The organism is Streptomyces prunicolor NBRC 13075 (genome assembly GCF_000367365.1).
In the GTDB taxonomy this organism is placed as follows: domain Bacteria; phylum Actinomycetota; class Actinomycetes; order Streptomycetales; family Streptomycetaceae; genus Streptomyces; species Streptomyces prunicolor.
Map to the genome: position 1 here is coordinate 1 of NZ_BARF01000086.1, position 26,320 is coordinate 26,320.

A 26,320-nucleotide genomic window follows, 5' to 3' on the forward strand; every position below is an offset into this window, starting at 1 on the left:
ATCCGCGTACTCGTCGCCACGGTGAACCGGCCCCGGGCCGGCCGACACGCGCTGCGGATCGCGGCGGCGGCGGCCGGCCTGCCGGGTGACCCGGCCCGCTACCGCTTCCCGCACCCGCGGGCCTCGCTCACCCACACCGAGCACGCCGGGGTGGCCGCGGTGCTCGTCGGCGGCGCGGCCGACGGCCTGGGGGTGGACCTGGAGCACGACCGGCCGGTCCGCCCGGCGACGGCGCGGTTCTATCTGCGGGACGACGAGCCGCGCGACGACCTCCTGCGGCTGTGGACGGTCAAGGAGGCCATGTTCAAGGCCGACCTGGCCAACGCCACGCGGGTGCTCCGCGACTACCGGGCGAACGACCCGGCGTACCAGCACGTTTCAGCCCGACATCTCGGTGGCTGGCTCACAGTCGCCGCCCGTCTTGCGAGGGAGCCCATGCCCGCCAACACGATCAGCTTCGAGACCGTGGCCGAACGGATCGCCGGGGTGCTGCGGGTGTCTGCGGACGACCTCACCCCGGAGACCCTGATCAAGGATCTAGCCGCCGACAGCTTCATGTTGGTCGAGATGATCGTCGACCTCCAGGAAGAGTTCGACGCCGTGTTCACCCAGGCGCGGCTGCGCGAGATCGACAGCCTCGGTGAACTCGTCGACGTGCTCCAGGAATCCGCCGTATGACACCCCAACCGCTGCCGGCCGCCATGACGGCCGGTGCCCGTTCGATCTCGGAGGCTGGTATCAGGTGAACGTCCCCGTCATGGTTCTCGTGCTCTGCGCCTACGTGGTCATCGGAGTGCTGCCACGCATCTTCTTCAAGGGCGGAAGTTTCAACTCCGGCTGGTGGCTGACCGGTGCGCCGTTCTTCTGCGTCCCGCCGTTCCTGATCGCCGCCGACCTCGCCCACTGGCACTCGTGGGTCGGCATGCACAACATGGTCGTGACGCTCGACTCGATCGCCGCCGTCCTCACCGGCGCTTCGATCGCGCTGCTCTTCTACACCCTCGGCACCCACCGGGTGCCGCTGGCGCTGTGGCACCAGGAAGACGACGCTCCGGTGTCGATCGTGACCTACGGCGCGTACTCCCGGATCAGGCATCCCTTCTACTCGTCCTTCCTGCTCGCGTTCCTGGGCTCGTTCGCGCTCTTCCCGCACCTGGGCACCCTGCTGCCGATGCTGTACGCGATAGGCCGGCTGACGGCGACCGCGATGCGCGAGGAGAAGCGGCTGTCCGCCTCGGAGTTCGGCAGCGAGTACCGCGAGTACATCTCCAAGACCGGCCGTTTCCTGCCCATCTGACAAGCCCGTCCGTCGGCATCCCCTATCCCGCACCAACGGACCCCCACGGGCGTGGACATGCCCGTGGGGGTTTCGTGCACCGACCCTCGCAGGGCGTGACCGACCGGTCGGTCACATGCTATGGTCGGTGCAGCACGGCACACCCGGAACATCGACGCGAGAGCGGCGCAGGAGCGACCGCTCGACGCGGAAGGGACAGGCCCTGTGACATCCAGCATGGAGTCGGCGAGCGGCCCGGCACAAGACGCGGATCCGCCCGAGGAAGCCCCGGATCCGCTCCGGTGGTGGTCTTTGCTAGCGGTCAGCCTGGCCACGTTCATGACCTACCTGGACCTGAACGTCATCAACGTCGCGATCCCCACGATCCAGCGCAGTCTGCACCTCTCGGAAGCCGGCCTGGAATGGATCGTGAGCAGCTATCTGCTCACCCTGGCCGGTCTGCTGCTGGCCGGCGGCAGACTCGCCGACGCCTACGGCCGCCGTCGGCTGTACATGATCGGCCTGCTCGTCTTCACGCTGTCCTCGCTGTCGGCAGGCCTGGCCGGCAACGGCGGCGTCCTGATCGCCAGCCGGGCGGTGCAGGGCATCGGCGCGGCCCTGCTGACGCCGGCCACCCTGGCCATCATCACGGCGACCTTCACCGACCTGAAGGAGCGCACCAACGCGATCGGCCTGTGGACCGTGAGCGCCGCGGCCGGTCTGGCCCTCGGCCCGGTGACCGGCGGTCTGATCACCCAGAACATCCACTGGGGCTGGATCTTCCTGATCAACGTCCCGATCGGCGTGGCGACGCTCGCGCTGAGCGTCCGGACGGTACGCGAGTCCAGAGCGCCAGCCAACAACCGGGTGCTGGACGTCGGCGGCCTGGTCACGTCCGCCGTCGCGCTGTTCGCCGTCACGTACGCGTTGATCGAGGGCAACGACGCGGGCTGGACCTCGATGAAGATCGTCGCGGCCTTCGTCGTGGCCGGCGTGGCCGGCGTGGCCTTCTTCGTGATCGAGTCGCGCACCGCGGAACCCATGGTGGACCTGGGGCTGTTCCGCATCCGCCAGTTCACCGGCGGCATCAGCACACAGATGATCTGGGCGTTCGGCGCCCTCGCCATCTACTTCTTCACCTCGATCTACCTGCAGGACATCCTCGGCTTCTCGCCGTCAAAGGCGGGCCTGCTGTTCGTCCCGATGGCCTTCGCGCTGGCCGCGTTCGCGGGCTTCTCCACGCTGATGGAGGCCTGGATCGGCGGGTTCCGCACGGTCTCGCTCGGCATGGTGATGATGACGGTCGGACTCATCATGCTGAACATGCACGACGAGCACGCGACCTTCGCCTCGCTGCTGCCGTCGCTCATCGTGCTCGGCGGCGGCATGGGCATCATGAACGTGCCGATGACGAACGCGGTGATGCAGAACACCCCGGAGGCCCAGGCCGGTGTCGCGTCGGCGATCCTCAACGACGCCCGTGAGGTGGCGGGACTGCTCGGCATCACGATCATCGGCGCGGTGCTGCGGTCCAAGCAGAACGCCGAGCTGCGGTCCGGTTCGACACCGGGACAGGCGTTCCTCGACGGCTACCACGTCGGGATGTGGGTGGCGACGGCCCTGGTCGCGGTGGGCATCGTGTTCACCTACGTGATGCTGCGCCCCAGCAGGGAACCGAGCCTCGACAAGGAACCGGTCGCGGCCCAGCAACTCACCTGAGGACCGGCGACCGGACGACATCGTGCGGATCGCCAGTCGGTCCGGCCCGGCCAGGGGCGCCGGGCCGGACCGACTGGCCACTCCCCCACGGCGTGCGTGTCACTGCACTGCTCACCGGTGCGCTGCGGTCCGCGCCCTACGACCCGTGAGTACGGTCCGCGAACCGCGGTTTCCCCAACGGGGCGACACGGCAGCGGAGTTGAGCCGAAACGCGCTAGTCGGTGTCGACGCGCGGCGGCCAGCCCGGGCTGATCAGACCGATGGCGTACGCCTTCGCGACGGCCGCGGGCCGGTTCTTGACCTTGAGCTTCCGCATCAGCGTGTCCACGTGATAGCCGATGCCGCCACGGCTGAGGTAGAGCGTGGAGGCCAGGTTCACGGTCGACATGCCGACGGCGACACCCTCAAGGATGCGTGCCTCGATATCGGTCAGCACCAGCCTGTGGGGGGTGGGCGACGGGTCCTGCCTGCTGCCGGTCTCGGGACACAAGAGCGCCATCAGGCCCTCGCCGCCGTGAGCGCAGACGGTGAACCCCGTCAACTCGCCGCTGAAAACGGTCGAGTCCTTCTGCCGGAACGCGATCATCGGCTCGGTGAAACGGGCCTCCTGATCGTCCAGCAGCCGGGAGAACTGCCTACTGACCAGCGTCTGGGCATCGGCATGCAGCAGATCACCGAAAGACCGGCCGCCCAACTCCGCCGGCCGGCAGCCGAACTGTTCCGAAAATTCGGCATTGACCTCGACCAGGCGGAACCCGCTGTCTAACCTGGCCATGCACAAACCGGACCGCTCGAAGAGCGATCTGAGGATTTCCTGCTGACTGCCCCTGCCCACCGCGGAGGCGAGTACCTCTGTCATTGATTCTCCCCTGCTCGCCCAGTGAATGAAGGTGACGCGAAGATTGTCGTGACGTGACGCCGCCTCATGACCTCCTGCGGGTTTTGCTCGTCAACCCGGCCGCGAGGTCGGCCCCACCCGACATCGCTCATCGTTGAGCGTTGTAAACATGTTGATCCTTTTCTCCCGAGAAGCTGCTGAGGGTTGTCAAAAGTCCCGAATGGCGGCCGATAACCCGATCCGACGAGACCGGCATGAATAGTCACAATGGCGTGCAGTGCCCGCCGCGTCGAACCGGCTCGCCGCGCCGCGCCACGGCCTTGACTCCATCCACGAGCCCGGCGCCAGAGCGCGCGAAGCGGTCCACCGCTCCCTCGCCGACACCGTATGGACCCCTCGGACCCTTTCCGGCCGATCACCAGTCGCGATGCGCTCACCCTCCCCATACGCCAGTACGGTGCTCATCCGCACCAGGACCGAGACCCCCGTGACGGGGCCGCGGGCTGGCAGCAGGAAGACCACCGACCCCCTGGTCAAGCGCGGGGTGACGGCTCCTTGGCCCGACCCGGTGCGGCACTACTCGACAAGGCCCTCGGTCACCAGCGGTGGCCAGCTGCCCCTGCGGAACAGACCGGCCGAATAAGCTCTGGACACCAGCTCGGACCTGTTGGCAGCTTCGAGGTTTTTCATCAGCGCGCTGACGTGATACTCGACCCCACCGCGGCTCAGGAAAAGCTTCGAAGCCAGCTGCACAGTGGACATGCCGGCCGCCACGCCCTCAAGCACCAGGGCCTCCATCCTGGTCAGTGGCTTTCTCACATCGGTCGCGGGAGACCCGGCGGTGTCGTCCGCGGGCTCCGGCTCCAGGTCCAGCAGGACGACGAGCGAGTCGATGCGACCCGTGTCGTCCGTCACCGCGATCCCGGTCAGCTCGGTACAGGTCCGGCCCTCGCTGGTCAGCGCGGCGACCCGGTCGCTGAACCTGCTCCGCTCACCGCGCGCCACCGAGAGCAGCCGACTCGTCAGCGTGTCCCTGGCCCGTACGTGCACCAGGTCGACGAGGGCGAGCCCCGGGAGCTCCTCGACCGACAGCCCGAACACGTCGGCGAAGCCGACGTTGCTCCCTATCAGACGGAGGCCAAGATCTAAATGCGCAATGCGCGCGGACGAGTTGTCGAACAGCGACCAGACTCTGCACAGGTCATCAGCCTGCTCAGGTGAGCAAGTATTCGCCTCAGTGATCGCATCCTGTCCCGCCGACACGATTTAGCCTCCCCGTATGCTCGCCAAGGCTCCGTTCATTGTTGATCTAGATTCCCATACAGAAATCCCAAAAACCAGTCCCACCGACCGAAAGCGCAAGTCTAAGGTTTTTCCTATTCACGTCCCGCCCGAACCGGGCATCGGGTTGCAGCTTCTGTAACCGGTACGTAAAAAATCCCCGGACAAGCGGGCGCCGGAGCAGGTCAGCTGCAAACTTTCCAAGGCGGCGCGCCCAGAAGCGGAGGCGCCGAAGTAACCTTCCGTAGCATTCGCCAGGTCCACACCCCGCCACCTACAAATATCGGCAGTATGTCCACTTTCGACAGATTCAACGAACCCGGCTATATCGCACCGACAGCTCCCTTTGGTTGACTATTTACTTTCTTTCGTTCTAGCATCGCGATTCTGGAATCCCGCTTTCCGTTTGCCCGTTACATGCGCTGTTCGCCAATGATTCTTTCCCGGTACGGCTTCCGAGGTTTTCGCTTCGGCGTGACGGGGCCCCGGCCGCCGGGACTTCACCGAGCCGCTGGAAGCCGTACACCATCGGCCCGGCCGGAAGACCGCGCACGACCGGACCCGAACCCGGCCGAGGGCATACCTGTGAACCCAAGGAACACATCCGGAAGAAACGCTTCGGCTACGGACAGCTCCGGCCGAGGGGCATACGAGCACCCGAGACCCGTCGCATCGCGAGGTCCCCGGCCGTCAGATACCGAGGAACCGCCTGAGCACGCGGCGCGAGGCCGGCAGCGGACACCCGGCGTCGAATTCCAGCACCGAGATCTCCCGCGTCATGGCCGCGATCAGCTGGGCCGCGGCTTCCGCGTCCTCCCAGCCCATCGCCTTCAGGTCCGCGACCCCCGCCGCAGCCAGCCGCTCACGGCGGGCCGCCATCGGACCGCCCTGGACGGTCGGGTCCGAACGGGCCTCCAGCGACAGCGCCTTGACGCCCCGGTTCGCGATCGAGACGTCGAGATACGCCTCGGTGCTGCGGAAGATGCGCTCGGCGCCGGGCTCCAGACCCTGGACCGCCTCGTCCACGGCGGCCTGCACCCGGCCGTGGAAGCGCTTGTGCATGGCGTCGACGAACGTCGCCCGGTCCTTGAAGTGAACGTAGAAGGTCCCCTTGGCGACCCCGGCCTGCGCGACCACCATGTTCACACTGAGACCGCCCAGGCCGTGCTGCTCCACCAGCGCCGCACCGGCGTCGAGCAACGCCTCACGTGTCTGCAACGCTCCGGGCATCTGCACTCCTGCTGCCATAGCTTCGGAGTATATGCCCGCCCCGGCGGGTCCAGATCGAGCGCGACGGCGAACCGGGTGACCGACTGGTCGGTCACATGCTACGCTCCGGCCCATGCTCACGGTCCCGAGATCTACTCCACCGACCGCATACGACAACGGCAGCCGTCCCAGTGACGCCCCTCGCGGCGCCACCGCCGAGAAGGAGCAGCAGCGATGAAAGCGGCAGTGATCGAAGAAGTCGGCGCCGCACCGCATGCGACCGCCCTCGCCGACCCCGCGCCCACGACCGACACTCAGGTGGTCGTCAGGGTCGAGGCAACCGCTCTGAACGCGATCGACCTGCACGTCGCGGAGGGGCACCACCGCGCCGGACCGCCGAAGGTCCCCTACGTGCCCGGCTTCGAAGTGGTCGGGACCATCACGGCCGGCCCCGATCAGGGCCTCCGGGTACACGCCACGGTTCCGGCCGGCCTGGTGCCGGGCGTCAACGGCGGGCTGGCCGAGCTCCTGCTGACCGAGCGCGCGGCCTGCATCCCGGTACCGGACGGGCTGGACAGCGTCGCCGCCGCGGCGATCGGCGCCGTCGGCGCCGGAGCGGACCTGGCGCTGCGCAAGGCCGACCTCCAGGCGGGCGAGAGCGTCCTGGTCCTGGGCGCGACCGGCCCGCTCGGCGCGGCGGCGGTCCAGCTCGCGAAACTGGCCGGCGCCGAGCGCGTCATCGCCGCCGGCCGCAACCCCGAGCGCCTCGCCCGAGTCACCGGCGCGGACGGCGTGGTCGTCCTCGGCGACGAACCGCCGGCCGAGCAACTGGCCGCGCTCGGCGGCCCCGTGGACCTGGTCGTCGACCCGCTCTGGGGTGCCTGGGCCGTTCCGGCTCTGGCGTGCCTGCGGCCGGGTGGGCGCTATCTGAACATCGGCGCGGCGGCGGGCGACGAGAGCGGGTTCCGCGTCGAGATGCTCCGCGGCGCGCAGCTGTCCCTCATCGGCTTCAGCGGTACGACGGCGAAGCCGGCCGACGCCTACGCCGCCTACAACCGGGTCGCGGCCCTCGCCGTGGAGGGCTCCTTCGCCCTGGCGACCGCCACCTATCCGCTGGAGGAGGCCGCCAAGGCGTGGGAGGCGCAGGCGTCCTCGCCCGGCAAGAAGATCGTCGTGGTCCCCTGACCCGCCGATCGACGGACACCCGGCCGCACCACCGGGCAGTCCCGCCCCCGAGTCCGGGTCACGCCACTTCCCCCACCGTGACCCGGACTCGTCCGTCGTTTCGACGACCGTGCGCGCCGGGAGGGCCGCGTCCGCTCGCGGGATCACGGGGCGGTGGGCAAAGAGGCGGCGACCTTGGAGACATCCGGCCCGACCGCGGGCTCGGCCATCACTCCGGCCCCAGCCCAGGCTCGTTGCCGTGATCGCGGTCGTGGCCGAGCACGGCGCGAAGCACCCGGTCGAGCTGCCGGTACGGATCGCCACCGCCGGAACCGTCCGTGGCACGCCAGGCCACGAAGCCGTCGGGCCGCACCAGCAGGGCGCCTGTCGGATCGACTCCGGCCAGGGTGGGCCAGCGGTTCTCCGGATCCCGGACCGGGCCGTTCCCGCCGACGCGGTGGGCGCCCAGGGGGAAGCCCGTGTCGGCGGCGTACCGCTCCGCCGCCGCGCACCAGCCGGTACCGTCGGGCCCGGCGAGCACGGTGAAGCGGGAGGCCACGAGGTCCAAGGTGGACAGCCGGCGGCCGTCGTGCTCCACCCATAGGTGCGGTACCCGGGACCCGGGCGCCCCGTCGAGGTTCAACCGGACGTCCTCGGTCGAGGGTGGGACGGGCTCCGGGCCCACGACGGCCGGGGAGTCGTACCGGTACCCCAGTTTCACGTTGGGCGTGCTGACCGCACCCACCGCCCTGCGGGCGTCGCCCGCCATCGGGTTCCAGTGCAGCGCGGGGTTCCGCAGCCGCAGCATGGCCTGTTGCAGGGTAAAGGCCGCGACCGGGCGACGCTCCGTGTCGTAGCTGTCGAGCAGGGCGCCGTCCGCCGTGCCGCGCAGCACGAGCGCGACTTTCCAGGCCAGGTTGTGGGCATCGGCGATGCCCAGGTTCATGCCGAAGGCGCCGAGGGGCGGAATGGCGTGGGCGGCGTCACCCGCGAGAAAGGCCCTGCCGTGCGCGAACCGTTCGGCGAGTTGGGAGTGCAGCCACCACGACGCCCGGCTCACGATCTCGACCGGCAGCTCGGGAACGCCGACCGCCTGGCGCACCAGGGCGGCGCAGCGGGCGTCCGTGAAGTCCTCGGCGCTCTCCCCCTTGGCCGGGTCGTAGTCGACGTGCAGCATCCACAGGTCGTGGCCGTCGACGGTGATGAGCATGGCCCATGCGCCCGGCGCGGTGATGTCGGTCATGTACGGCACGGCGCCGAACTGACTGTAGAGGTCGGCGCGGAAGACGATGTTCATCTTGGGGACCCCCAGTCGGCCGCGGCCGAGGGTGGACACCCCCAGGCCGTCCCGGACAGCGCTGGAGGCGCCGTCGGCGACGACGGCGTACCCGCCGCGGACACGGCTCCCGTCCGCGAGGACGGCGGTCACCCCGTCGGTGTCCGGGGCGAGCGAGACGACCGGGGTGCCGTGGCGGACCACGGCACCCCGGTCACGGGCGGCCGGGAGCAGTACGGAGTCGAGCCGGTCCTGCGGACACGCGCCGCGCACCGGGGCCGGTGACACCTGCGCCGCCGCCGGGTCGCCGAACCTCAGCCGGGGTCCGTCCGGTGTCCGGCCCAGCTCGGCGAGGGTCCGGCCGGCGGCTTTCCAGGTGCCGGTGGGCGGTTGGACACAGACCTGGTCCACCGCTGTTCCTGTTTGTGCAGGGCCCCGCATTTGTCCGTGCGCCGAGGACACTGCGCGCTGAGCCTCGCGACTTCCCGTTCGGACAGAGCCGCAGCGGAGCATGACGCGGGGCCCGGCCGGTCCACGGCACACTCGCGGACCGGCCGGGTGCAGTCCGCCTCGTCAGCCTCCGCTGGAGACAGACCACTTCTGGTTGGATGCGGCGGTGCAGCTCCACAGCTGGACCTTGGACCCGTTCGCCGTGGCCGTACCGGTCACGTCGAGACAGAGTCCGGACAGGTCGTTGGTGATGCTGCCGTCCGCATGGAAGGTCCACTTCTGGCCGGTGCCGCCATTGCAGTCCCAGGTGATGACCTTGGTTCCGTTGGCTGTGCCGTTCGCAGCCGCGCCCAGGCACTTGCCCGCGACCTGGAGTTCACGGCTCGCCGAATAGAGGTAGGACTGGTTGGCGTTCGCGGACGTGCAGTCCCAGATGTACTGCTGGACACCGTTGGCCGGGTTGCCGGTGTCGTCCAGGCACCGGTTCGAGCCCTGGCCGACGATCTGGGCGGCGGCCGTCTGCGCGCCCCGGGTGAAGGTCGCCGTGGCGCCGGCGGGCAGGGTGTACTGGAAGGATCCGGCGTTGTTCCAGGTGACCGTGAAAGCGGTACTGCTGGTGTTGTTGTTGTGTGCGACCAGCACCTCACCGCCGTCGGGGTTCTTGTAGGTCTGGGCCCAGACGTTGCCGCCGTCGCTGTAGCCGATGCGCGTGGCGCCGGGAACGACGAACTTCGAGAACTGACCCAGCTGGTAGTAGTTGTTGGTGTAGGTGGCCTTGCCGGTCGCCTGGTCGACGGTGACCAGGCCGGTGCAGTTGTCGCAGCCGACGCCCATCTTCGGGCCGCCGTTGGTGTCGAGCGCCAGGTTCCACAGAAGGGCGCCGCTCGCCCAGTTGACGGTGGACTCCAGGGCGAGCTGGGCGGCGTTCATGGGGGCGATGCCCGGGCCGGTGGAGCACTCGCTCTCGTAGAGCCGCTTGTCCGGGTAGGAGTTGTGGATCGTGGTCATCCTGCCGAGGTCGTTCTGGTAGCAGTGCCACGCCGTGCCGTACATCGCGTCGTGCGCCGCCTGGTTGGCCATCAGCGTGTTCGCGTAGCTGGTGTCCACGTGGTCGGCGTCCCCGCCGAGGATCTTCGTGTCGGACAGGCCGGCCTGTTGCAGTGCCGGGGCGAGGTTGTTGGCGATGAAGTTCGCCTCGTCGCCCGCGGCCCACAGCATGGCCGAGTACGTGGACGGTGAGATCGTCGGCTCGTTCTGCGGGGTGCCGCCCCAGACGTTGACGCCCTTGGCTTTGTACTCCTGCAGGAACTTGACGTAGTACTGCGCCAGCGGGCCGTACATGTCGGACCTGAGGGTGCCGTTGCCCTGGCCCAGCATCGTGTTGGTGGTCTTCATCCAGGCCGGCGGGCTCCAGTCGTTGGCGAAGAGCTTCATCGACGGGTTGAGCGCCTGGGCCTGCTTGATGATCGGGATGACGTAGGCGTCGTCGTGCGCGGTGGAGAAGTTGGCCAGGGTCGGGTCGGCGGTCCCGCCGTTGTCGTCGTAGGAGTAGGTGGAGGGGTTGCTCACCGGGGTCGCCGTGTAGTCGGAGGAGCCCATGGGCACTCGCATCAGCGACAGGCCGATGCCGGGTCCGCGGGTGAAGAGATCGCGCATCACCTGGTCGCGGGCGGTGGTGCCGAGCTTGTTCTGCAGGAGGTAGGCCGAGGTGTCGGTGAAGGCGGCACCGAATCCGTCGATGGTCTGGTAGGACTGCGTGTCGTCCACCGTGAGGTTCACACTGCCCGAGGACACCGGGCCGAGAGCGATGCCCGGCTGCGGGGTCAGGGCCTGACTCAGGTCCGACGTGGTCAGGGTCACGCCGATCGTGTCGCTCGCGGCCTGCGCCGACGACGGGGCCAGAACTGCCGCCCCGCCTGCGACGGCCAGCGTCAGCGCGGCAACCTGCGCGCTCAGTCTGCGGAGCGAATGTCTCACATGCATGGAAGCGTCCCTCTTCCTTGTGGTCAGGTCGTCTGCCTGGGCGCGGGACGGTCCGAAGCCGCTCTTCGGGGCGGTCGGCCCGCGCACCCCAGCCGCAGCCGCGGTGCGTGGCAGCGGCGAGGGTCCTTGCCTGTTCGCATGGCCTGGTGCGGGCCGGGGTTCGGCACCGCACCGGGCCATGGGCTCTGGGGAACGGGTCAGACGGGGCTGATGGTCCACTGCAGGTTGGTGCTGTTGCCCCAGTCCCACTGCTTGGTGACGGAGCCCTCGGAGACGCTGCCGCCGCCGTCCAGGAGCTTGCCCGTAGTGCGGTTGACGATGTTGTACTGACCGCCTCCGCGGTGTGTGATCTTCCACTGCTGGTTGGTGTGGCCGTTCCAGGCCAGCTGCTTGCAGGTGGCGCCGTTGCTGGTGGCGCCCCAGCTGTCGGCGACCATGCCGTTGGTGCGGTTGACCAGCTTGTAGTAGCCGCTGCCGACCTCGACCGCCTGCCACTGGAGGTTGGCGCTGTCGAAGTAGTGCCACTGCTTGAGGTCGGATCCGCCTGCCACGTTGCCGCCGCTGTCCAGGGCCAGGCCGTCGGTGTAGTTGATGATCTTGAGGTAGGTCGACGGGTTGAACTGCACCTTCAGCGAGGTGATCTTGTCGTTCTGGCCGGTGACCCGCAGGTCGGCGTTGTCGGCGGTGAACGTCCACTGGGTCCCGGTGAAGTTGTCGCCGGAGTAGGCGACGACCTGCTGGCCCGGGGCGAGCTTCAGCGAGGTGATACTGAGCGCGGGCATCCCGTGCAGGCCGAGTTGGTCGGCGGTGTAGTCGCCCAGGCCGAGTGCGGCGGAGGTACCGGCGTAGTTGACGTCCGTGCAGACCAGGGCACCGTCGACCGGCTGCAGCGTGGGAATCTGGCCGGAGAAGGCCAGCTTCAGCACGTACATGGGGGCGGAGAACGGTGCCGACGACGGCAGGGTCACCGTGAGCCCTGACCCGTCCTGGGTCCGGTTCGGGAGGTCGATGTAGGTGCCGGCCGTGCTGTCGAGCAGCTTCACCGAGGTCAGCGAACCCAGATTGATGCGGCTGGAGCTGAGTGTCCTGACGGTCAGCGAGCTGCCGGGATAGCCGAGGACCGTGGCGTACAGGGTGGTGTTCGCCTTGTTCCGGGTGAAGCGGATGTCCTGGGCGGTTCCGGTCGTGGGGTTCATGAACGTTCCGCCGCCCATCTTCGTCGGGCCCTCGCCGTAGGCGGTCCAGGCCCGGGTCGAGTAGACGGACTCGCCGAAGCGCCCCAGGTAGTCGCCGATTCCCAGCAGGATGTCGCGCTGGCCCTGGGGGATGGTGCCGTCTGCCTTGGGCGCGATGTTGAGCAGGACGGTGCCGTTCTTGCTGATCCGGTCGATCATCGCGTGCAGCAACAGCTGTGCCGTGTAGTAGCCGATGCCCTCCGTGTAGCACCAGCTGGTGCTGGAGACGCTGTCGTCGGTGAGCCAGTAGGGCGAAGTGATGTCGGCCGGGCCGCCCCGCTCGTAGTCGAAGACCTCGCCGTGGCCGTTGAACGCGTCCTTGTAGGTGGCGATGACCTCCCGGCCCCAGGAGTTGGACTGGTTGTAGTAGTAGGAGAGGAAGTTCAGCAGCTGCGTCTCGGCGATCTGGTCCAGGTGGACGTCCTGGTAGATGATGTCCGGCTTGGCCAGGTCGACGACCTCCTTGAGCTTGTCGTACCAGAGCTGGTCTTCCGTGGTCTTGTCCAGCTGCCCGTAGAGCTTCTTCAGGCTGGGGTCGGACTGTGCCGGGACGGCCTCGAAGTAGCCGAGGTAGTTGTAGGCGTGGTGCATCGACACCAGCAGCTTGAGGTTCTTCGCCCGGACGGCGTCGGTGAACAGCTTCAGCAGGTTCAGCTTCGGCCCCTTGGCGACCGAGTTCCACTCGTTGACCTGGCTGTCCCACATCGAGAAGCCGTCGTGGTGCTCGGCGACCGGCCCGGCGAATCTGGCGCCCGCGTCCGCGAACAGCTGCGCCCACTCGGCGGGGTCGAAGTTGCCGCCCGCGGACTTCAGCCTGGGCGCGAACTGGGTGAAGTTGCCCGCCTTGTCGTTCGCCCCGTTGATGAAGCTGTGGTACGGCCACACGGACGGGTCGCCGTACGTGGCGATGTGGTGCTGGTTCACGCCACTGCCGCTGAAGTACATGTTGCGCGGGTACCACTCGCTGTCGTAGGCGGGGACGCTGAAGACGCCCCAGTGGAAGTAGATGCCGAACTTCGCGTCCTGGAACCACTCGGGAGACGCCGGGTGCTGGTTCACCGAGTCCCACGTGGGCGTGTAGGTGGACGGTGCGGCGACGGCGGGGCCGGCACCGAACAGCCCGCCCGCGACCACCGCCGCCGCGACGGCCGTGGTACCGGCGAGGAACTGTCGTCTGTTGATCGCTCTCGACATTGAGAGGCCTCCAAGGCAACTGAGTGTTCCGATGATTGACAGCGAGAAGTGCGGGAGGGGGCTCCAGCGTGGGTGTTCGGCGCCCGGGCAGGGCGGAGCCTTCGACATGGCGAGGCCACTCGGACGTGGTGGTCATGGCCGGGTTCGAGCCCCGGTACCCGGTCTGCCGACGTCCACCGGCGGACGGCCGGCCTCGGTCAGCTCTCCGCCGGCCACCGCTCGACCGTGCAGATGTGGACGGCGGCGGCCGATGCGGCGCGAAGGGCGTGGCGGGCCTGCAGCGCGTGAAGGATCTCCTCGTGGTCCTGGTGTGCGCTGTCCAAGGAGCGTTCGACCTGGCTGCCGCGCAGGATCCGTACCCGCAGGGTCCGGCTGGAGAGCACCTGGCGCAGCAACGACATCACGGGGTTGTCGACCGCTTCGACGGTCCGGGGATGGAAGGCCGTGTCGTGGAGCACGAAATTCTCGACCGTGGCGGCGGCGCGGCCGCGGTCCAGGGTTTCCCTGAGCGCCCTGAGGTCCCTGGCACCGAGTACCGCGGCCGCCGGCTCCAGCATCCGGCGAACCTGGAGCAGTTGCAGCGCGGTACGCCCCCGGGAGACGTCCGCGGCGAAGGACAGCGTCTCCAGCAGAAGGTGGGGTCGAGACTGGAGACGTACGCCCCGGGGCCCTGACGGACCACGAGGATCCGCATGGCGGTAAGGGCTCGCACCGCCTCACGAAGGGTGCTGCGCGAGAGACCGAACTGCTCTGCGAGGGCTTCCCAGGTCGGCAGCCGGGAGCCCGGGGCGAGTTCGCCGTTGAGGATCATCGCTTTGATCCTTTCGATGGCCTCGTCCGTCAGGGTCACGGGACTGCCTCCAAGGGGGCTGGCCCGTGCGTTTCCGAAACCCTGTTGGTCGATGGCGTGAAATATGCACCCGGCTTGAGCACCGATCTTCCGCGGAGTGCCAGAGACCCTGACCGGCAGCTCAAACTGCCTGACGCCCCATCAGAACGCGCGTCGGGATATCGCCCGCAACGCCCACACCGCACATAACGTCCGGATCGAGAAAGCCACGGTTTCTCGCCCGCCCCCCGGCAGGCGAGAAACCGTGTGCCGGGCCGCCTCAGCGGGCGGTGAGTTTCCACAGGTGGTCGGCGGTGCCGTTGTCGGACCATTGGAGGACCTGGGCGCCGGAGGTGGTGCTCATCTGGTCGACGCCGAGCAGTCGCCCGCTGTTGTAGTTGGCGATCTTGTAGTAGCCGTCACGGGCCGGTATGACCTGCCAGAGGTGGTCGGCGGTGCCGTTGTCGCCCCAGATCAGGGCGGTGCCGCCGTCGCTGGTGCCCGCGTTGGTGATGCCGAGCAGCAGGCCGCTCTTCTGGTTGACGATCTTGTAGAGGCCCGAACCGGCGGCCGTCAGGGTCCAGTTCTGGTCGGCGCCGGTGGTGGACGTGGCCTGGACGACCGAAGTGCCTTGTGCGGTGGCCGCGTTGAGGGTGTCCAGGGCGAGGCCGCTGTTCTTGTTGGTGATCTGGTAGCGCCCGGCCAGCGACGTCGACGTGCCGCTGGGGGTGACCACCAGGTGGTAGCCGTCGGAGGCGTTCATCGTCACCGGCACGGTGATGGAACCGTTCGAGACGGAGTAGTCGGTGTCGGAGATGGTGATCGGGCCGGGGGAAGCGGTGGTGCGGCCGGTGCCGGGGCTGTACTCGAGCTTGACGTGGACGGTGCTGCCGAAGGCCGACAGCGAGGAGAGCCCGTTGACGGTGACGGCGCAGGAGCCGGTGCAGCCGCCGGTGATGACGCTGATCTGGTTGCCCGCGCCGTTGAGGGAGGCCAGACCGTCGATGCCGGTCTGCGCGGGGGGCGTGGTGGTGAGCATGTTCCCGGACATGTCGCCGTACCACTTGTACGTCCAGTAGGAGCCGTTGGGCGAGCCGCCGGTGTCGGTCAGGGTGTCGCCGAGGGTGCCGTAGTGGTTCCAGAAAGCCAGCTCGGCGTCGCGGACGCCCGCGCGCTCGAACTTGGCGGCGTAGCCGATGAGGGCACCGGAGTTGCCCATTTCGGTGGGCGTGCCGTACTCCTCGATGTCGATCGGACGCGGGCTGATGCCGAGGCTGCTCTCCAGCGAGCGGTAGGCCGCGACATGGGCGGCGACGCCGGAGCTGCCCTGGAGCTCGTGCCAGGCGATGACGTCGGGGACCGTACCGCTGGCCTTGGCGTCGGTGAGGAAGGTGGTCATCCAGGACTGGTTCCAGGCCGAGTAGCTCGGACCCTGGATCGGGGTCGTGGCGTCCTTGCTGCGCACCTCGTTGTACGTACGGGCCCAACCCGCGTCGAAGGCACCGGCGTTGGTCGTGTCCCAGGTCCAGTCGGGCTCGTTCCACAGCTCGTACGCGCTGATGTTCGTGGCGCCGGAGGACTTCACCGCGGCCACCTGCTTGTCGACGGCGGACAGCCAGTCGCTCCAGCTCACCCACTGGTAGGGGAAGTTCGGGTACCAGTCCGGCATCCGTACGACCACCTTGGCGCCCGCGTTGGCGGCCTTGGAGGCGACGACGAGGGCGTCACCCGCGGGAGCGGGCTCTCCGTTGGGGAGCTGGCTGCCGCCCGGCGCCATCTGGACGAACGTGTTGGGCTTCAGGGCCTGCACGAGGCTGTCGCTGGGAGTGCTCGCGGTGGCGAGGCCGTAGAGGCTGCCCGTGCCGACGTGGGTGACGGAGCGCAGGGTCTGCGCGGCGTTGACGACCAAGGTGGTGGCCGACGTGGGGGTGGCCTGGGCGGGTGCGCCCGTCAGGACGACGGCGGTGGCGGCCAGGGCTGTGGCCAGAGCGCCGGCAGTGGCGCGGCCGACAGGTGCTCTGTAGCGGTGACGGGTACTCAGGTATGACATCAGCGGCTCTCCTGAGGAAGGGAGGGGGACTTGCTCAGTGCGGTGCGGAGGTGGCTCGGGGAGGCATCGGCGGTCCGCGGCCCCGCCCGACCCGGGGGCCCGGGGCGGCCGGCACGGCGGATCAGTCCTTGACCGCGCCCGCGGTCACGCCGGCGGCCACGTAGCGCTGGGCGAGAACGAGGAGCACCGCTGCCGGGATCGACGCGACGACGGCGGTGGCCATGATCGAGTTCCACTCCTGGTTGTTGTTGCCGATGTACTTGTAGATGCCGAGGGTGATCGGCCTCAGATCGCCTCCGCCGTCAAGGGTGTTGGCGAAGACGAAGTCGGACCAGGCCCACAGGAAGCTGAAGAGCGACACGGTGACCAGGGCGTTGCGGCTCACCGGCAGGACGATCGACCAGAAGGTGCGGAAGGTGCCGGCCCCGTCGATGCGGGAGGCGGCGATGAGCTCGCCGGGGATGCCCGACATGAACGCGGTGAAGATCATGACGCCGAAGGGCACCGCGATGGTGGAGTCCGCGATGATCAGCCCCCACCACGAGTTGAGGAGGCCGAGGTCGAGGAAGATGCCGTAGAACCCCATCGCCATGACGATCCCGGGGATCATCTGGGCGATCAGCAGGACGAGACCGAGAACTCCTCCGCCGAAAGGGCGGAGTTTGGCCAGTGCGAAGCCGGCCGGGGCGGCGAGCAGCAGGGTGAGGGCGACCGTGCCCAGGCCGATGAGCAGGCTGGTGCCGAGGTAGGGCATCTGGTCGTTCAGGACGGCGCGGTAGCCCTCGAAGGTCGGGTGGAGAGGCAGCAGGTCGGGCGGGGTCTTGCGCATGTCCTGCTGCGGGGTGAGGGACACGTTGATCATCCAGTACACCGGGAACAGCATCAGCGCGGTCAGCAGGACGCCGATGACGGTGTAACGGCGCTTTCCCGTACGGGACTTCATGCTTCCTGCCTCCTCTGGACGCGGATGTAGAGCAGGCCGAAGACGAGCGCGATGAGGATGAGGATGTTGCCGACGGCCGCGCCGGGGCCGAACTTGGGAAGCAGCGTGCCGAAGCCGAGCTGGTAGGACCAGGTCGCCAGGGTGGAGGAGGCGTCGCCCGGACCGCCCTTGGTCATGATCCAGATCAGGTCGAACACCTTGAGCGTGTAGACCAGCCCGAGCAGCAGGGTGATGGCCGACACCGGCCGCAGCAGCGGGAAGGTGATCCGGCGGAACTGCTGCCAGGCCCCGGCCCCGTCCAGGGACGCGGCCTCGTACAGCTCCCCGGGAATGTTCTGGAGCCCGCTGTAGAGGATGACGAGGTTGAACGGAATGCCGATCCAGATGTTCGCGATGACGACCGAAGTCAGCGCCCAGTCGGGCGAGTTGAGCCAGTCCACCGGGGACATGCCCACCAGGTGCAGGGCGTAGTTGATGACACCGGACTCGCTGTTGAACATCCACGACCAGGTCGACGCCGACACGATCAGCGGCAGCAGCCACGGGATCAGGAACAGCGCGCGCAGGGTGGGCGCGAGCCGGAAGTGCCGGTTGAAGAAGACCGCGAGGGCGAGCCCGGCCGCGTACTGGAACGCGATCGACGCGAAGGTGAAGACAAGGGTGTGGCGCATCGCCGGGCCGAACGTGGGGTCGTCCAGGACGGTCCGGAAGTTGTCGAGACCGGAGAAGGGCGCGTCCCCCTGCACGAACGACCGGACGGTGTAGTCGCGCAGGCTCAGGTCCAGGTTGCGGTAGAGCGGATAGAGGTAGAAGGCGGCGAGGTAGACGACCAGTGGGGCGATGAAGGCCAGTGCGGTGAGCCGGCTGCCGCGGCGCTGCCGGCGCCGCAGTGCCGACGTGTTCGTCCGTTGTCCGGTGCCGGTCGCCCCGGACCCGGCCGGGGACCGCTGCGCGCGGCGGTCGACGCGGGCGATGGTCATGCGTACTCCTGAATGCGGGTGGCGTGTCCGGGCCGGCGGCGGTGTCCCGGCGGTGGCGATACGGTTTCCGGAGAAGCGGCGAGGGGCCGGGTGTCAGCCCTTGCCCGCGGCCGTCTGAGCGGTGTCGAGGGCCGCCTGCGGGCTCTTGCCGCCCGACAGGGCGGACTGCACGGCGGTCCACATCGGCTGGGAGAGGGTCGGGTACTTGGTGCCCAGACCGCCGCTGGTGCGGCCACGCGCCGCGGCCACCGCACTGATCCACGGCTTCAGCTCGGGGTTCTGCTTCACCTGCTGGGCCTGGACCTCCGCGGTGGGCGCCACGTACGTCAGAGCCGTGTCCGTGGACAGCAGGTTCGTGGAGCTGGTCAGACAGGTGACGATCTTCTTGCTGACGTCGTAGCGGGAGGAGTCCTTCTGCACCGGCACGGTGACGAACTCGCCGCCGGTCGGTACCGGCGCGGAGCCGCCGTTCTGCCCGGGGATGTTGATGACGCCGTACGCGAAGCCGGCCTTGTCCGCGTTGCCGAGCTGCCAGGTGCCGTTCTCGCTGAACGCGTAGTCGCCGGTGGCGAACTCCTGCCAGCTGGTCGTCTGCGTGTTCTGCAGCACGTCCTTGGGCGCGTATCCCGCGTCGACCCACTGCTTCCACAGGGAGAGGGCGGCGACTCCCTTGGCCGAGTTGAGCTTGGTGAGGTCGCCGCCCGCGCCCCAGAACCAGGGCAGGAACTGGAAGCTGCCCTCCTCCGTGTTGATCGCGGAGAAGGTGATGCCCTTCTTCCCGGCCGACTTGACCTTCTTCAGGGCGGCCGTGAGGGAGTTCCAGTCCTTGATGGAGCCGGCGTCGACGCCCGCGGCGGAGAGGATCTTCTTGTTGTAATAGAGGGCGAGGGTGTTGGCGCCGATCGGCACCCCGTAGGGGGCGTTGTCGATGACGCCCGCGCCGAGGATGTTCTTCTGGATCGACTTCGTGTCCAGGCCGAGGTCACTCGTCTTGTTGAGGATCCCCGCCTCCACGAGCGTGGAGACGACCGGGTTGTCCACCAGCATCACGTCGGGCGCGTTGCCCTGCTGGGCGGCCAGCAGCGCCTTGTTGCCCAGGTCGGTGGTGTCCATGCCGGTGCGCTTGACCTTGACCCCGGCGTCGGTGCCGCACTTGGTGACGAGCTTGCCCCACGGCGAGGAGGCGTCGAACTGCGGGTACGGGTCCCAGAAGTTGTACGTCCCGCCGGCCTTCCCGGAACCGGATGAGGAGGAGTCGGAACCGCCGCCACAGGCGGCGACAGAGGTGAGCGCGCCGACTGCGGCGATGGCGGTGAGGAGGGTGCGGCGGGTGTTTCTCACGGTGACCTCGTTGTCTGGGTGCGGCTCGTAGGGAGAGGAAGCGGGGGATGCTGCGTGTGGAGGGCTCAGGAGGTGGGCAGCCAGACGCGCATGCTGCCGTCCTGGCGGTTGGCCCACGCGTAGTAGGGGATGGCGGTGAGTTCGACCGGATCGTTGTCCGTGGCCGGTGCCTCGCTGTGCGCGGAGCTGTACGGCCACCAGCCCGCGTCGGCGACATGCCGGCGATGGCCGGCCGCCGCCACCGTCGTGACGCCTCCGAGCAGGTCCGGACGGTGCTCGACGGCGAGTGGGCGGGTGGTGTCGAGGACGATGTCGTCCAGGCCACCGCCGGGATGGTCGACCTGTTCCAGGCAGTACACGAGCGGCCCGCGTTCGATCGCCACGCAGCCGCGCACGGCGTCCACGCGTGGGTCGGCCGCGGTCAGGCGCGGCTCGATGGCGAGTTCGAGGACGACCCGGTCGCCGGGGGCCCAAGTGCGCTCCAGCCGCAGCCAGCCGTCGGCCACGGGGGCATCTGTCTGGTCGTACGCCATGTCCCCGCAGCGCACCCGGTACTCGCCGCACCACTGCGGGACACGCAGCGAGAGGGTCCAGGGCCGGTCGGCCGGGGTGTCCTCGACGGTCACGCCGATGGCACCCTGCCAGGGGTATTCGGTCTCGACGCGCACCGCGACCGAGGCCCCGTCGAGGTCGCCCGTGTAACGGCCGGTGGCGTACTGGTGGATCTGGAGACCACCGGTGTCGCTGGTGGCGAGGTAGTGCTCCAGGGAGGCCAGCAGCCGCATGACGTTCGGTGGGCAGCAGGCGCAGCGGAACCAGCGGGTGCGGCGGGCAGACTGGTCGCCGCCGGTGTCGGTGTGGCCGTCGCGGACCTGGAGCGGGTTGACGTACAGCCAGCGCTCGCCGTCCAACGACACACCGGCCAGGAAGCCGTTGTACAGGGTGCGTTCGATCAGGTCGGAGTAGCGGGCCTCGCCGGTGAGCAGGGCCATGCGCCAGCTCCACTGGACCGAGGCGATGGCGGCGCAGGTCTCGCAGTAGGCACGCTCGTTGGGCAGTTCGTACGGGTCGCCGAAGTCCTCCTCCTCGTGGTGCGCGCCGAGCCCGCCGGTGAGATGGGTCTTCGTGGTGGTCATCGCATGCCACAACCGCTCGGCGGCGGACCGCAGTTCGGCCTCCCCGGTCTCGGTGGCCAGGTCTGCGGCCGCGGCCAGCAGATACAACTGCCGTACGGCGTGGCCTTCCACGTTGTCCGCCTCGCGCAGCGGCACCCGGTCCTGGCAGTACGCCTCGCCGCCCAGCAGGCCGTGGCCGAAACGATCGACGAAGTAGCCGGCCAGATCGAGGTAGCGGTGTTCTCCGGTCTCCCGGTACAGCTCGACCAGGGCGGTCTCGACCTCGGGGTGACCGTCGATGCCGTCGATCTCCTTGCCGCTGCCGGGCGGGCCGAAGACCGAGTCGACATGGTCGGCGAACTTGCTGGCCACGTCGAGGAGTTCCGTCCGACCGGTGGCCCGGTGATGGGCGACGGCAGCCTGGATCAGATGGCCCGCGCAGTACAACTCGTGGCCCCAGCGCAGGTCCTTGTACCGCTCGCCCCCCTTCACCAGCTGGAACCAGGTGTTGAGGTAGCCGTCGGGCTGCTGCGCTGCTGCCACCAGGGAGACGATCCGGTCGACGTCCGACTCCAGCTCGGCGGAGGGGCCTTGGGCCAGCTGCCAGGAGGCGGCCTCCAGCCACTTGTAGACATCCGTGTCGACGAACGGGTACGCACCCCGGAACTCACCCTCGACCGTGCCCGCCGCCAGCCGCAGATTGTGCAGATTCCCTGCCGTCTCAAGGAGTTCGGGGCCCTGCGGGAGGGATGTACGTGCGTTCACCTCGCGGCGGGTGCTCCAGAAGCCGGCGCGTACCTCGCCTGCGACAGGGGCGAGTGCGGCCTTGGCGCCCGGTCCCGGACGAACCGGCCCCGTGAAGGTGCCTGCCTGTTCGGACGGGGCCGAGGCCGAGGAGGAAGGCGCGGCGGAGCGTGGGCGGGGCATGGTTCTCCGAAGAGGTAGGTGGGAAACGAGTCGGGGCCCGGACGCGTGGGTGGCGTCACGGCGTCCCGAAGATTCGGACGGGCGCTGCTCCGTGCTCTCGAACCCGCTTTGGGCAAACGTTTTTCTGCCGGGAAAGGTAGGAAGCGGGACGAGTGCGCGTCAAGGGGTGCGCACAAGTATTTTCAATGCCGGCTCGGAACTGGCCAGCAGTCGCGAACGGTGCCAGGATGCACCCTGCAGGCATCGTCTAGGAAAAGGATTGCGCGTGACTGCCGCTCCAGGTCTTCCGTCCACCGGGCGGGCGAAGCTCGCCGACGTAGCCAGACTGGCCGGTGTCAGTGTCGGGACGGCCTCGAAGGCGCTGAACGGAGGTGGGAGGATGCGGCCGGAGACCCGGCAGCGGGTTCTGGACGCCGTCGAGGAGCTCGGCTTCCGGCCCAATCAGCACGCGCAGAGCCTGCACACCGGCCGCAGCTGGACCGTCGGGCTGATGACGACCGACGGCATCGGTCGCTTCAGCACGCCCGTCCTCCTCGGCGCCGAAGACGCGCTCGGCGCCGGAAAGATCTCCGTACTGCTGTGCGACACCCGCGGCGACGCAATCCGCGAGCAGCACCACCTGCGCAATCTCATGGACCGCCGGGTGGACGGCATCATCGTCACCGGCCGGAGGACCGACCCGCGCCCGCCGCTGAACGGCATCGAGCCGATCCCGACGGTCTACGCGCTCTCGCCGTCCACCGACCCGGACGACATCTCCGTCGTGTCCGACGACCGGAGCGGAGCGGAGCTGGCCATCGAGCACCTGCTGGCCACCGGCCGTACCCGGATCGCGCACATCTCCGGCCCGGCCCACCACGCGGCCGCCCGCGACCGCGCCCACCACACCCTCGAACTGCTCGAACGCTCCTCCCTGGGCCTCGCCACCGGCCGGGTCCACTTCGGGGAGTGGAGCGAGGCATGGGGCCGCCGCGCCGCCGAAGCGGTGCTGCGCACCGCACCGGACACGGACGCCTTCTTCTGCGGCAACGACCAGATCGCCAGAGGAGTCGCCGACGCCCTGCGCGAGAAGGGCCTGGACGTCCCGGGCCAGGCGGCGATCGTGGGGTATGACAACTGGGACGTCATGGCCCTGGCGTCCCGTCCCCCCCTCACCACGATCGACACGGACCTCCCCGAGATCGGCCGACGGGCCGCCCTCCTGCTGCTGGACGCCATCGGCTCCATGTCGGCGCCCGGCCTGCACACCGTTCCCTGCCGCCTCGTCGTCCGTGAATCCACCTGAGCCGTAGTGTGGGCCGGAGAAGGCCGGGCAGGCCGGGATCGGTCACCCGCACGATTCCCAGCCCTGCCTGGCCCAGGGACTGTCCGGCGGATCACCCCGGTGTCCCAGGGGTCTGGCGCGCTCCCCCACTGCCTTGAGGGCACGGGGACCCCCAGCGGCGTTGTCGTCGGTCGCCGACTCCCCGACCGCGTCGCAGCCCTCCTCCGCCCTGCAGCTGCGCGCACCGGACCCTGTTCACCCGGACTGATCAGTGCCGTTGGTCGAGACCGACCTGATCCGCCGCGGACAGGCCCCAGGAGCTGCTGCGGCGTGGGTCGGCACGGGACGGCCCGGCCACTTGAGAGCCGAAGTGTCCGGAGCTTCACTCCCGGGCGCCACCCTGTGACGAGGGTCGGGCCACGCCCCGCCCGAGGGACGGTGCCCCGGCCGAACACACCACGTCGGCTGCCGCCGGTCAGGACGGCATGCGCTGCTCAGCGCCCGCCTGCCGAGTTGCTCGCAGCCGCGGCCTGGGAAACCGACGAGGGCAGCCCGGCCGCGCTGTCCCTGGTACATGACCGCCGCCGACGCCGCACCGCAGCCGCGTACTCGAACGCTCCCTGAGGCACTGCCGAGAACCCCGCGGGCGAGCCCCGTCGCACCTGGCTCGCCAGAGCACTGAAGGGCTGCCCCGCCGGCCGTGGTGTGTCGGCGGGGCAGCCCCGGGAAGCTGTGGAGGCCACCGGTCACACAGCAGCGGTCGCCCCCGGTCCCGGGTTGCCGTAGTAGGCGTCGGGGCCGTGTTTGCGGGTGTAGTGGCGGGCCAGCAGGTGTGGGGGTGGCGGGGCCGCCGGGGACAGGGCCAGGGTGTTGATGGCCATTTGCGCTACGGCTTCGCAGATGATGGCGTGTTCGAGGGATGTGCGGGCGGTGGGCCCCCAGGTGAAGGGGCCGTGGTTGGCGACGAGGGCGGCCGGGACCTCGGTCGCCCGTTGGTCGTCGCCTTTCAGCAGGTCGGCGATGATCCGGCCGGTGTTGTACTCGTAGTCCTTCGCGCACTGGTCGGCGGTGAGGTCGGGGGTGCACGGGACCGGTCCGTTGAAGGTGTCGGCGTGGGTGGTGCCCAGGACCGGTATGTCACGGCGGGCCTGGGCGAAGGCGACGGCGTGGGTGGAGTGGGTGTGGGTGATGCCGCCGATGGAGGGGAAGGCGAGGTAGAGGCAGCGGTGGGTCCGTCAGCCCACCTGCGCGGTCGCCGAGCTGGCCGATCGGCTGGTCCAGCTTGTCGGCCACGAAGCCGGCGAAGCCGGGGTTGAGCGCGGCCAGGTAGTCGGGGGAGGGGTAACTGCCGTCCTGGTACTGGCCCTTGTAACCGGCGGTGCACGCGTTGCGGACATACATGCCGGACAGCCGCCAGACGATCCAGTCGGCGGCCTCGATCCAGCACTCGGTCAACGCGTAGAGCTCGGGGTCCTCTTCGAGGAGTTGCAGGGCCTTGGCGAACTCCCACTCCGAGGAGATCTTCCCGCCGTACCGCTGCAGCCAGGGCTCCTTGCGGGCGGCGGCCAGGGCGGTGATGCGGTCGGCCTGGGCCTGCGCCGCGTGGTGACGCCAGAGCTTGACGTACGCGTGCGGGCGGCCGGCGAGGTCCGGGAGTTCGCACAAGGGGGTGCCGTCGGCGAGGACCGGGAGGACCGTGCACGCGGTGAAATCGGTACCGATACCGACGACCTGGTCCGGCCGGACACCCGAGCGGGCCAGCGCCTCGGGTACGGCGATACGCAGCACGTCGACGTAGTCCGAGGGGACCTGGAGCGCCCAGTCGGGCGGCAGCGGCGTCCCGTCGGGCAGCGCCCGGTCGAGGACGGCGTGGGTGTACGGGTGCTCGGCGACGGCCAGTTCGGCGCCGTCAGCGACACGAACCACCACGGCCCGCCCGGACAACGTCCCGAAGTCGACTCCGATGACGAAGGTGTCGGGACTCGTCAATCCATCGTGTTCTGCCTGCACCGGCTGTCCTTAGTGCTTCTCGAAGGTCTGTGGCGAATGGACCGTATTGTTTGACATATCGAACGCTGTTCGTAATAGCGAACGCGCGGCCCGTCAGTTGACAACCATGGAGAGTCACACCCGTCACACGACAACGAACCGCGACCGATGGGTGGCCGCGAACGAATCACCCCACGGCGACACCATGCCGCAGGCACACGCCTGCGTCACCGTTGAGAAAATGATTGCTCACCTTCGCTGCGCCATGTTGACCCGTCCGGATCTCCGCGTAAACTCCCCTACACCCCACCGATCCGAACGACCCACCCCCGCACACCGCCCCCACCTACGAAGGTCGCGCTCAAGCTGGGAAAACACAGGGGTCGTGACGTGCATCACGCGGACAGGACCGGCGTGTGGCGCCACCGGGGCCCGAACTTGCCCACGAAACCGAGCAGGCGCAATGCCTCCGATGAGAGAGAAACCCTTTTCTCGCTCCACCAGTCCCTCGCAAGGTGTCGGCCCAGCGCCAGCCACTCGACATCCAGGTTCCAGCGTTCTCGTCGACAACAGGGCATTCGAGGAACCCGCGCTGCCGTTCGACCAGGGCGGACCACCGACACGCAGGGTGCAACCCACACCGCGCCGCCTCCCCGAACAGAACCGAAAGGGCGTCCGGCAGCAGTGCGAGCCCACTGGGCTTCCAACTCCGTCAACCGACACGAGCGCGAAACAGCCGAAAGGTCATTCGCACAGAGTGGCGGGCATCGGCCGCTCATCACGGCAGGCCAACCCGCCCACCGGCCCCTTCCGGGATATCCGACCAACAGGAACCAGCGGCTCCGCACAGAGCGTCGCCTGCTCTCGGCGCTCCATCGACACGTGCCACCTTGACAGGGCCTGACCTGCCCGACAGGCCACCTGACACCCCATCAGAACGAGCGTCATTTCAACGTCCGGATATCGCCCGCAACGCCCGCACCACACATCATGCGCGCACGCAAAGCAGCAGGTCAGGAGCCCTTCGCGGCCGGTTCAAGAATCGCGACGCACTCCATGTGATGCGTCATCGGAAACACGTAGACGGCTCCACGAACCGCCCGCTCTGCGCCTTACCATGCACCCCGTGGCGCACCTTGACCGGGTCAAAGTGCGCCACGACCCCCGTCAAGCACCCTGGGTCCCCAAGTGGTCCCCGAGAATAGTCGAAGGGCCGCTTCAGATCTCCTCTGAAGCGACCCCTGACCTGCGACTTCG

At 68.8% G+C, this 26,320-nt stretch carries 17 protein-coding genes and 3 pseudogenes; 5 read left to right on the plus strand and 15 right to left on the minus strand.

Going from position 1 to position 26,320, the window contains the following annotated elements:
* The 3 genes from SPR02S_RS60820 to SPR02S_RS57210 form a co-directional block, all read left to right on the plus strand.
* Positions 1-678: phosphopantetheine-binding protein (locus SPR02S_RS60820; protein ID WP_052347109.1), on the plus strand; the 678-nt coding region annotated here is incomplete at its 5' end.
* Between the two features lie 79 nt (positions 679-757).
* Entirely contained in the window at positions 758-1,297 is a 540-nt protein-coding gene (locus tag SPR02S_RS59220; RefSeq protein WP_158697949.1) for a methyltransferase family protein, read from the plus strand.
* Positions 1,298-1,501: 204 nt separating this feature from the next.
* Positions 1,502-2,995, plus strand: a complete 1,494-nt coding sequence (locus SPR02S_RS57210; protein ID WP_218006595.1) for an MFS transporter — start codon at positions 1,502-1,504, stop codon at positions 2,993-2,995.
* Between the two features lie 214 nt (positions 2,996-3,209).
* Here the strand turns inward: SPR02S_RS57210 and SPR02S_RS36825 are convergent, their stop codons facing one another.
* The 3 genes from SPR02S_RS36825 to SPR02S_RS36835 all read right to left on the minus strand — a co-directional run bounded on the left by SPR02S_RS36825 (position 3,210) and on the right by SPR02S_RS36835 (position 6,362).
* Positions 3,210-3,854, minus strand: coding sequence for a helix-turn-helix transcriptional regulator (locus SPR02S_RS36825; RefSeq protein ID WP_019062028.1), 645 nt, complete (start codon positions 3,852-3,854; stop codon positions 3,210-3,212).
* A gap of 555 nt (positions 3,855-4,409) precedes the next feature.
* A complete protein-coding gene (locus SPR02S_RS36830; RefSeq protein WP_019062029.1) occupies positions 4,410-5,096 on the minus strand; it encodes a helix-turn-helix transcriptional regulator in 687 nt (228 codons plus the stop codon).
* 708 nt (positions 5,097-5,804) lie between these two features.
* On the minus strand, positions 5,805-6,362 hold the full coding sequence (locus tag SPR02S_RS36835; protein ID WP_218006596.1) for a TetR/AcrR family transcriptional regulator: 558 nt from the start codon (positions 6,360-6,362) through the stop codon (positions 5,805-5,807).
* 195 nt (positions 6,363-6,557) lie between these two features.
* Here SPR02S_RS36835 and SPR02S_RS36840 point away from each other — a divergent pair, with 195 nt between their 5' ends.
* Positions 6,558-7,508 carry a zinc-binding dehydrogenase gene (locus SPR02S_RS36840; protein ID WP_019062031.1) on the plus strand — a complete coding sequence of 317 codons (951 nt, stop codon included), beginning with the start codon at positions 6,558-6,560 and terminating at the stop codon, positions 7,506-7,508.
* 208 nt (positions 7,509-7,716) lie between these two features.
* Here SPR02S_RS36840 and SPR02S_RS57215 read toward each other — a convergent pair whose 3' ends face one another.
* From SPR02S_RS57215 to SPR02S_RS36885, 10 genes and pseudogenes are all read right to left on the minus strand, one after another.
* On the minus strand, positions 7,717-9,174 hold the full coding sequence (locus SPR02S_RS57215; RefSeq protein ID WP_019062032.1) for an FAD-dependent monooxygenase: 1,458 nt from the start codon (positions 9,172-9,174) through the stop codon (positions 7,717-7,719).
* 162 nt (positions 9,175-9,336) lie between these two features.
* Positions 9,337-11,196 (minus strand): ricin-type beta-trefoil lectin domain protein, encoded by a 1,860-nt coding sequence (locus SPR02S_RS36850; protein WP_019062033.1) that lies wholly within the window; start codon positions 11,194-11,196, stop codon positions 9,337-9,339.
* Positions 11,197-11,393: 197 nt separating this feature from the next.
* The gene (locus SPR02S_RS36855; RefSeq protein ID WP_019062034.1) at positions 11,394-13,625 is read right to left on the minus strand and encodes an alpha-L-fucosidase; all 2,232 of its coding nucleotides are present in this window, start codon (positions 13,623-13,625) and stop codon (positions 11,394-11,396) included.
* 197 nt (positions 13,626-13,822) lie between these two features.
* A complete protein-coding gene (locus tag SPR02S_RS66480) occupies positions 13,823-14,182 on the minus strand; it encodes an FCD domain-containing protein (RefSeq protein WP_019062035.1) in 360 nt (119 codons plus the stop codon).
* Between the two features lie 155 nt (positions 14,183-14,337).
* Positions 14,338-14,436 (minus strand): annotated as a pseudogene (locus SPR02S_RS66485) (GntR family transcriptional regulator); the annotation flags it as partial.
* A gap of 298 nt (positions 14,437-14,734) precedes the next feature.
* The gene (locus SPR02S_RS36865) at positions 14,735-16,504 is read right to left on the minus strand and encodes an RICIN domain-containing protein (protein WP_019062036.1); all 1,770 of its coding nucleotides are present in this window, start codon (positions 16,502-16,504) and stop codon (positions 14,735-14,737) included.
* A gap of 121 nt (positions 16,505-16,625) precedes the next feature.
* On the minus strand, positions 16,626-17,447 hold the full coding sequence (locus SPR02S_RS36870) for a carbohydrate ABC transporter permease (RefSeq protein ID WP_019062037.1): 822 nt from the start codon (positions 17,445-17,447) through the stop codon (positions 16,626-16,628).
* A complete protein-coding gene (locus SPR02S_RS36875; RefSeq protein ID WP_019062038.1) occupies positions 17,444-18,427 on the minus strand; it encodes a carbohydrate ABC transporter permease in 984 nt (327 codons plus the stop codon). Before SPR02S_RS36875 ends, SPR02S_RS36870 begins: the two co-directional genes overlap by 4 nt.
* Before the next feature lie 93 nt (positions 18,428-18,520).
* A complete protein-coding gene (locus tag SPR02S_RS36880; RefSeq protein ID WP_019062039.1) occupies positions 18,521-19,768 on the minus strand; it encodes a sugar ABC transporter substrate-binding protein in 1,248 nt (415 codons plus the stop codon).
* A 65-nt stretch (positions 19,769-19,833) separates the two neighbouring features.
* Positions 19,834-21,810, minus strand: coding sequence for a glycoside hydrolase family 127 protein (locus SPR02S_RS36885; protein WP_019062040.1), 1,977 nt, complete (start codon positions 21,808-21,810; stop codon positions 19,834-19,836).
* A gap of 265 nt (positions 21,811-22,075) precedes the next feature.
* Between SPR02S_RS36885 and SPR02S_RS36890 the strand changes: the two genes are divergently transcribed.
* Positions 22,076-23,095, plus strand: a complete 1,020-nt coding sequence (locus SPR02S_RS36890) for a LacI family DNA-binding transcriptional regulator (protein WP_026151194.1) — start codon at positions 22,076-22,078, stop codon at positions 23,093-23,095.
* A gap of 725 nt (positions 23,096-23,820) precedes the next feature.
* On the opposite strand, the pseudogene SPR02S_RS57225 reads toward SPR02S_RS36890, so the two are convergent.
* Together SPR02S_RS57225 and SPR02S_RS57230 are read right to left on the minus strand one after the other, a co-directional pair.
* Positions 23,821-24,306: pseudogene (locus SPR02S_RS57225) on the minus strand (class II aldolase/adducin family protein); the annotation flags it as partial.
* A gap of 1 nt (position 24,307) precedes the next feature.
* A pseudogene (locus SPR02S_RS57230) lies at positions 24,308-25,000 on the minus strand (ribulokinase); the annotation flags it as partial.
* Positions 25,001-26,320 lie beyond the last annotated feature (1,320 nt).

Excerpts from the sequence above, each read along its gene's own strand:
- SPR02S_RS66480 (WP_019062035.1), bottom strand. The coding sequence starts at position 14,182 with ATGCTGGAGCCGGCGGCCGCGGTACTCGGTGCCAGGGACCTCAGGGCG.
- SPR02S_RS59220 (WP_158697949.1), top strand. The coding sequence starts at position 758 with ATGGTTCTCGTGCTCTGCGCCTACGTGGTCATCGGAGTGCTGCCACGC.
- SPR02S_RS36885 (WP_019062040.1), bottom strand. The coding sequence starts at position 21,810 with ATGCCCCGCCCACGCTCCGCCGCGCCTTCCTCCTCGGCCTCGGCCCCG.
- SPR02S_RS36865 (WP_019062036.1), bottom strand. The coding sequence starts at position 16,504 with ATGTCATACCTGAGTACCCGTCACCGCTACAGAGCACCTGTCGGCCGC.
- SPR02S_RS36875 (WP_019062038.1), bottom strand. The coding sequence starts at position 18,427 with ATGACCATCGCCCGCGTCGACCGCCGCGCGCAGCGGTCCCCGGCCGGG.
- SPR02S_RS36855 (WP_019062034.1), bottom strand. The coding sequence starts at position 13,625 with ATGTCGAGAGCGATCAACAGACGACAGTTCCTCGCCGGTACCACGGCC.
- SPR02S_RS36870 (WP_019062037.1), bottom strand. The coding sequence starts at position 17,447 with ATGAAGTCCCGTACGGGAAAGCGCCGTTACACCGTCATCGGCGTCCTG.
- SPR02S_RS36840 (WP_019062031.1), top strand. The coding sequence starts at position 6,558 with ATGAAAGCGGCAGTGATCGAAGAAGTCGGCGCCGCACCGCATGCGACC.
- SPR02S_RS36850 (WP_019062033.1), bottom strand. The coding sequence starts at position 11,196 with ATGCATGTGAGACATTCGCTCCGCAGACTGAGCGCGCAGGTTGCCGCG.
- SPR02S_RS36825 (WP_019062028.1), bottom strand. The coding sequence starts at position 3,854 with ATGACAGAGGTACTCGCCTCCGCGGTGGGCAGGGGCAGTCAGCAGGAA.
- SPR02S_RS36835 (WP_218006596.1), bottom strand. The coding sequence starts at position 6,362 with ATGGCAGCAGGAGTGCAGATGCCCGGAGCGTTGCAGACACGTGAGGCG.